7 protein-coding genes and 1 pseudogene are annotated in these 7,039 nt (G+C 34.7%); 3 read left to right on the forward strand and 5 right to left on the reverse strand.

Going from position 1 to position 7,039, the window contains the following annotated elements; all coding sequences use genetic code 11:
* From buk to ABZA26_RS04350, 3 genes are all read right to left on the reverse strand, one after another.
* Positions 1-887 (reverse strand): butyrate kinase (buk, locus tag ABZA26_RS04340; protein WP_372713289.1); only part of this gene is annotated, 887 nt, incomplete at its 3' end.
* A 21-nt stretch (positions 888-908) separates the two neighbouring features.
* Positions 909-1,823, reverse strand: a complete 915-nt coding sequence (locus ABZA26_RS04345; RefSeq protein WP_372713290.1) for a bifunctional enoyl-CoA hydratase/phosphate acetyltransferase — start codon at positions 1,821-1,823, stop codon at positions 909-911.
* Positions 1,824-1,940: 117 nt separating this feature from the next.
* Positions 1,941-2,741 (reverse strand): histidinol-phosphatase HisJ family protein, encoded by an 801-nt coding sequence (locus tag ABZA26_RS04350; protein WP_372713291.1) that lies wholly within the window; start codon positions 2,739-2,741, stop codon positions 1,941-1,943.
* A 279-nt stretch (positions 2,742-3,020) separates the two neighbouring features.
* On the opposite strand from ABZA26_RS04350, the gene ABZA26_RS04355 reads away from it, so the two are divergent.
* The 3 genes from ABZA26_RS04355 (at position 3,021) to ABZA26_RS04365 (ending at position 5,616) form a co-directional block, all read left to right on the forward strand.
* Positions 3,021-3,521: an N-acetyltransferase family protein gene (locus tag ABZA26_RS04355; protein ID WP_372713292.1), complete on the forward strand. Its 501-nt coding sequence runs from the start codon at positions 3,021-3,023 to the stop codon at positions 3,519-3,521.
* A gap of 494 nt (positions 3,522-4,015) precedes the next feature.
* Positions 4,016-5,518, forward strand: a complete 1,503-nt coding sequence (locus ABZA26_RS04360) for a sodium-dependent transporter (RefSeq protein ID WP_372713293.1) — start codon at positions 4,016-4,018, stop codon at positions 5,516-5,518.
* Between the two features lie 2 nt (positions 5,519-5,520).
* A complete protein-coding gene (locus ABZA26_RS04365) occupies positions 5,521-5,616 on the forward strand; it encodes a MetS family NSS transporter small subunit (protein ID WP_372713294.1) in 96 nt (31 codons plus the stop codon).
* Positions 5,617-5,691: 75 nt separating this feature from the next.
* Here ABZA26_RS04365 and ABZA26_RS04370 read toward each other — a convergent pair whose 3' ends face one another.
* Positions 5,692-6,498 carry a Cof-type HAD-IIB family hydrolase gene (locus ABZA26_RS04370; protein ID WP_372713295.1) on the reverse strand — a complete coding sequence of 269 codons (807 nt, stop codon included), beginning with the start codon at positions 6,496-6,498 and terminating at the stop codon, positions 5,692-5,694.
* Positions 6,499-6,722: 224 nt separating this feature from the next.
* A pseudogene (locus tag ABZA26_RS04375) lies at positions 6,723-7,039 on the reverse strand (penicillin-binding protein); the annotation flags it as partial.

Genomic DNA, 7,039 nt, shown 5'->3' on the forward strand with positions numbered 1-7,039 from the left:
ATCATGTCAACCTTCCCCTTTACAACTGCGGTCAGCTCACATATTCCTTTAGACACCTGGTAGGCCATGGCTTCGTATATAAGTTTTGCATATCCGTCTTTATTTTTTATTCTTTTTTCCACTTCCACAGTACTGTTGGTTCCTAAATAAGATATTAATCCCCCTTGTCCCCTCAGTTTTTTTTTCATTGTATCCAGGTTATACGAATAATACATATTAATAAGTTCTTTGCACGGGACTCTCCCTGCCCTTTCTGGAGAAAAAGGCCCCTCATCATCTGATACAAGGTCCACAATTCTTCCCTTTTCATGAACGGCTATGGTTATACCTCCCCCTAGATGTGCAATTATAAAATTCACTTCATGATATCCCTTTCCCATTTTCTCAGCACACCTTATCCCCACTGCCCTCATATTCAGTGCATGAATAAGACTTTTCCTTGTTATATCCTTTATTCCGGAAATTCTCGCAATATCTGTCATCTGATCAGTGGAAACTGCATCATAAATAAATGCAGGAATGCCTAAAGGCCGGGCTAAATTAAATGCCATTACACCTCCCAGATTTGATGCGTGATCCACCATGGGACTATTCATTAGTTTTTCTACCATTACTTCATTTACTCTGTACGCTCCAGATTCTAGAGGTGCCACCGGGCCGCCTCTCCCGACTATTGCTGAGAGTTTTTCCACTTGAAAATCATTCTCTGATAAAACGCCCTCTATCTCTTTGTATCTCATCTCATACTGATCTGTGATTTTTCCAAACCTTGATAACTCCTCTGATGAATGTTCTATATTTTTTTCAAACATTATTTTTTTATCTTCATAGACTGCTATTTTTGTAGAAGTTGACCCAGGATTTATAGCCAGTATATATTTCCCCATATCTACCTCCTAATCTGACAATCAGATATCACTATGAAACAGTGCGGCACAGAGAACCAAAGAAAGATATTTTTCTTCTGAAGAGGCACCTCTGGATGTCAAAACAATAGGAACCCCCGCCCCGGCTACAAACCCCGCCATCTTAGCTTTACCAGAATAAACCAGGGATTTGGCCAGCACATTTCCCACTGTGATATTTGGTACTACGAGAATATCGGCATCACCAGCCACGGGACTGCTGTATTCTTTTATTTCGGCTGATTTTTTGCATATGGCCAGGTCATAGGAGATCGGTCCCTCGACCAGGCAGTTTTTTATCTCTCCGTTTAGATTCATTTTTTTCAGAGCTTCCCCGTCTACACTTTCTGACATTTTAGGGTTCGTTTTCTCCACTGCTGCAAGAAGGGCTACTTTTGGATTCTCATATCCCAGAGAGAGGAAAATCTCCACTGCATTCTCCAGTATCTGTTTTTTTTCTTCCAGGCCGGGAGAAATCACCATCCCTCCGTCAGTAACAGCCAGAAGCTTGTGGTATGTCGGCACCTCCAAAAAAGAGATGTGTGACATAATCTTATCTCCTCTGAGGCCCTTATCTCTGTCCACTACTGCTTTCAGCAGGTCAGCCGTCTGTATCTTACCTTTCATTATAAAATCACCTTTATGACATCTCACGAGCTCCACTGCCCTGTATGCAGCTTCTGTGTCAGAACCTGAGTCTATTATACTGTCTTCGCTTTTTTCAAAGACTATACTTTTTAACAGTTCTTTTATTCTATTTTTATTTCCTATCAGTATTGATTCTATTATTCCCTCTTTTTCTGCTTTACCAAGGGCTTCTAATGTATGTTTATCATGAGCACAGACGACAACCACTTTTTTAGGCTTTTCAATTTTTTTTATTTTTTTTATCAACTCGTCAAAATTTTTAATAGCCATAACTGCCTCCTTTTTTTATTTCTGTTCATAAAAAAACCTTCCTGCATCAATAGATTATACCTCTAATGATTCAGGAAGGAATATGAAATTACTCTTAAATATTTTTTTATCTCATTTTTATTTTATCTTATGAAACTCTTTTTTTCTCTGGGAGTAAGTCGTCACATACTTAAATCCAGCTGTATCTAGAGCCTCTATAGCCTTGGAATAATTACTCATTACCCTCTCAGCAATATGGGCGTCACTTCCTATGGTAATTATCTCTCCCCCCATCTCTTTATAGAGCTTCAATATATCCAGAGTGGGATTTATATTTGCAGACTTATAAAAAAGACCTCCTGTATTTATCTCTATTCCCTTATCACTATTTATAACATGGCACAGAAGCTCCCTCAGTACATCCTGAGATTTCCCCAGCTTATGGTCTTGTGCCTGGAGGAAATATCTTCTTATGAGGTCGATATGCCCTACTACATCATAGTCACTGTAATGCTTAAAAACATTTAGCATCTCATAAAAATATCTTATAAAAAATTCGTCTATATTTTTGGTATCTGAACTCATGCTGTACAGGTCTTCCCCTTCAAGACAGTGAGCAGAGGCAATAATAAAGTCAAATTCATGGCTATCGGCATATTTTATTGTCTCCTCTATTTCTCTTTTTCCTGCCTGGATTCCCATTTCTACACCCATATACAGGTCTATCCTCTCTCCGTAGATCGATTTTATCCTCTCAAACTCTTTTTTATACTCATCATAATTCAGCTCAAATTTCAACTCTTCATGAGGATAGTTGAACTCCATATGCTCTGTAAAACACAGTTTTTTCCCGCCTTTTTTTATAGCTTCTTCAACTATATTGCTCATCTTTTCCGTCGAGTCATCTGAAAATTCAGAATGTATGTGATAATCAAACATAATAGATCTCCTCCCTAAAGTATATAATATAAATTTTCGATTAAATTTTTTTTAATTATAATAAAATAACATTTTTTTTTTAATATGTCCACCTTATACTGGTTTCAATTAAAGTATTTAGTACATAAATATAACATAATTATTTTTTAAAATTGACATCGTGAAATTTAGGGGATAACATTATAGTTATGCGGCAAAGTTTTTTTACGTTGCAGTTTTTTAGAAAACATAAAATAATGAAAATCTATAATTTAAATCATCATAGTTTGGAGGATAAAAATGATTGTTAGACTTGGAAAAATAGAAGATATAGATGGGATAAGAACTCTATACAAAAATGCAGCCTATGAAGGAAGCGGACTCCCTATACTGAAAGATGAAATCACAAGGGAATATGTGGAAGGTTTTGTAAAAAAAGCAATAGACAGCGGAATTATTGTAGTAGCTGAGGTAGAAGGAAAAATCATAGGTGAACTTCACGGATGCAGAGAGAACTTTCACCTTTTTGACCATGTGATAAGTGATATCAATGTGGCCGTTCTTCGTGAGTATAGAGGAATGGGACTGGGAAAGTCTCTTTTTAAATACTTTTTTAAAAAGGTATCAAAAATGAAAGATGTTATGAGACTGGAAGTTTTAGTCCGTGAAAGCAACCCTAGGGCTATCCAATTTTACGAAAAGGTAGGCTTTGTAAAAGAAGGCCGGTTAAGGGGAAGAATTAAAAATTTCAATGGAGAATTAGAAGCGGATATTATGATGGGATGGATTAAAATAAAGTAGGCTTTATGCCTGCTTTTTTTTTATCTGATTTTTTGTTAATACAACATTAATTTTCAAAATGTAATTTTTTCATTTTTTACCGATTTAACCCCTTTAAACTCCCATTATTTAATTAAAAATTAATAGAATTTTAATTGTATAAAAAAAAAGGACTTAACACTTAATGTTACTTATTAAATAATACAGTATTTTTTATAAAAAATTATAAAAAAAATCACATTAATATATTTTCAGATTGTTTTGTATTGATATTGTATATAAATTTCAACATTTCACAGTAAAGACAAACCTTTTGTTTAAAAGGTCTACAGAAGGAAAACTAAATTAGGCTTATAAAAATAGTATTGACATAACAAAAAAATGATATATAATATGTAACCATATGGAATAAATATAAATTTTACATTAAATTACAAAATATATTCATTAAAGTTTAATTTCAAATTTAATGTAAATTAATAATTTTCTTAAAATTACAGAAAGAGGTGGTTACAATGAGTAAAAAGCATAGAGGAGAGTGGGGCTCGCGTGTCGGATTTATAATGGCTGCGATAGGTTCTGCTGTTGGACTGGGTAATATCTGGAGATTTCCATATACGGCTGCAAGTAATGGTGGGGGAGCATTTTTAATCCCATATATGATAGCTCTTCTTACTGCGGGAATTCCTATTCTGATTTTAGAATTTGGACTGGGACACAAAATAAGAAGCAGTGCTCCTGGAGTATTTAAGTCACTTAATAAAAAATGGCAGGTTTTCGGTTGGTGGCAGACAGCAATTTCGTTTGGTATAACAGTATATTACATGGTAGTAATCGCCTGGGCGATGAGTTACTTAAAATATGCATTTAACACTAGCTGGGGAGAGGACACAAAAGGATTCCTTTTCGGAACCTATCTGAACTTATCAGATTCTCCTATGAATTTGGGAGGACTTAACCTGAAAGTAGTTATACCTCTTCTTATAATCTGGGGAATTAACTATACTGTACTCAAAATGGGTATCAAAGGCGGAATAGAAAAAGCAAGTAAAATCTTTATGCCTTTATTAGTAATAACTCTTATTGCAATAACTGCAAGAGGACTTACTCTTCCAGGAGCAGCTAAAGGACTTGAGTATTTCTTCAGACCTGATTTCAGCAGACTTGCAGATCCAAAAGTATGGGTTGCTGCATATGGTCAGATATTTTATTCTCTAAGTATCGCCTTCGGAATAATGCTTGCTTATTCAAGCTACCTTCCTAAAGATTCTGATATAGTTAATAATGCATTTATCACAGGACTTGGAAACTGTAGTTTCAGTATTCTTTCAGGTATGGGAGTATTCAGTATTCTAGGATACATGGCACATACTCAAGGTGTAGAAGTAAGTGAAGTTGCCAGTGCAGGAGTAGGGCTAGCATTTATAGTTTTCCCAAAAGCAATCAGTGCTCTTCCTGGAATGAACAGTTTATTCGGAGTAACCTTCTTCCTGTCTCTTTTATTCGCAGGAATATCTTCAAGTATATCCCTTGTTGAAACTGTACTTTCAAGTATTGTTGATAACTTTGGAATGGAACGTAAAAAAGCACTTAATATGGTTACTTTAGCAGGACTTTCTGTATCACTTATCTTTGCTACAGGAGCAGGTCTTTACATCCTTGACATAGTAGATCACTATATCAATAACTACGGTGTTGCAGTTGCAGGACTTATAGAAATAATCCTTCTTTCTTGGTTCTATAACCTTGAAAGTATCAGAGAATATGTTAACCCTCTATCAGACTTTAAAGTTGGTAAATGGTGGAACTTCTGCCTGAAATATCTTACTCCTGCTATACTAGGTGTTATGACAGTTAAAAATATTATAGCTGACATCTCATCTCCTTACGAAGGATACTCACTCAGTGCCATCGGATTATACGGCGGAGGATTCATGCTAGGAACTGTTTTACTTGCAGTAATTTTTCCTAAATTTGCAAAAGTTAATACTAAACCTGATTTAAAAAAGGAGGTATAATTATGAGTACTGGTGCAATTATATCAGCTGCAGTAAGTATTACTATCCTTTGGGGTGGTTTCGGTTACTGTCTATATATAGCTATGAAGAAAAAATAAATTCTATCACTGTGAATATAAAAAAGGAACCACTGTGAATAGCAGTGGTTCCTTTTTTAAGTTGATCTTCAATACTTATTCTATTCCAAAATATTTTTCTAAATATCTGCATACTCCATCTTCGTCATTGGATAGAGCCTTATGCATAAAATGCTTTTTTAGCTCTTCTGGAGCATTGTCCATGACAACCCCTATACCTGCCATGGAGAGCATCTCAAAATCATTATAGCCGTCTCCTATAGCCATTAGATTGTCTGAAGTCAGCCCCTTTTTTTCCAAAAGATAAGATAACGCATTAGCCTTTGACGAGTCTCTGTGCATTATCTCAAGAAACATGGGATTTGAGAAAGCTTTATAGAGGTGATCCCCGAACTTATCGTCGAGAACATTGTATATATCCATAAGTATTTCATTTTCTCCGATGTACATCATTTTGGTAAAAGCTATATTTTCCAACTGATGAAAATCAACAATTGTTTCAGTAAGTCCGGTTCTGTGCTTATATTTTTCAGCTATATCTGACATCTCCGGAAGAACCCATTTATTATCGATAAATCCATGATGATACGTTTCAAACTTTTCTCCTATCTTTACAAGCTCTAGTCCGGTATCATGATCCAGTGTGTTTTTCCAGATTATATTATGTTCTTTGTCATATACGACGGCTCCGTTATAGCATATAATCTCCCCGGTGAGACCTATTTCATTATAAAACCTGACCATGGCTTCATATGCTCTCCCTGTTGTTATCACTATATGTATTCCTTTTCCCTCTAATTTTCTCAATATCTCCATGTTTTTAACCGAAACTTTATGATCAGAATTCAAAAGTGTCCCGTCTAAATCAATTGCCACCATCTTTATTTTATCTTGATTTTCCAAAATAACTCATCCCCTTTTTTACCAATTATTTAGTTAATACTATTACATATAAACAAACTTTTCAAGTTTCTTAACTGAATTTCTGAAAACAGCTTTATTTTGAAAAAAATTTTATTTAAACATTATAAATAATAAAAGCTATTGCTATAGACGTTCACTCTACAGCAATAGCTTCTTTTTTTATTTTTCTATATTTTATTCAATTATCTCTTTTGAACATTATTTTAGAAAAAATGTTTGAAAAAAATTCTGGATTTCTTTTTACTTTTATTTTCTTTCTCTTTTTCATCTTCTGCCGGCTCATCCTTACTTCCAAACATATTTTTGATTCCCCAGTAGACATTATCAGTGAATCCGTCAGGAACCTGACCTTTCTTAAATAAGGCTGTCCTTTTATATTCTCTTGAAGGAGATCCCAGTTCTCCATTTCTAAGATCGATTGTCCTGGAAACCAGAGTTTTATTTTTTATATTGGATTTGATAAACTCAAATTCTCCAGGAGAATATACACCTCTGTTTATCATTGTCTGATAATATTCTC

Origin of the sequence: Ilyobacter sp. (genome assembly GCF_041583315.1) — a bacterium.
Lineage (GTDB): Bacteria > Fusobacteriota > Fusobacteriia > Fusobacteriales > Fusobacteriaceae > Ilyobacter.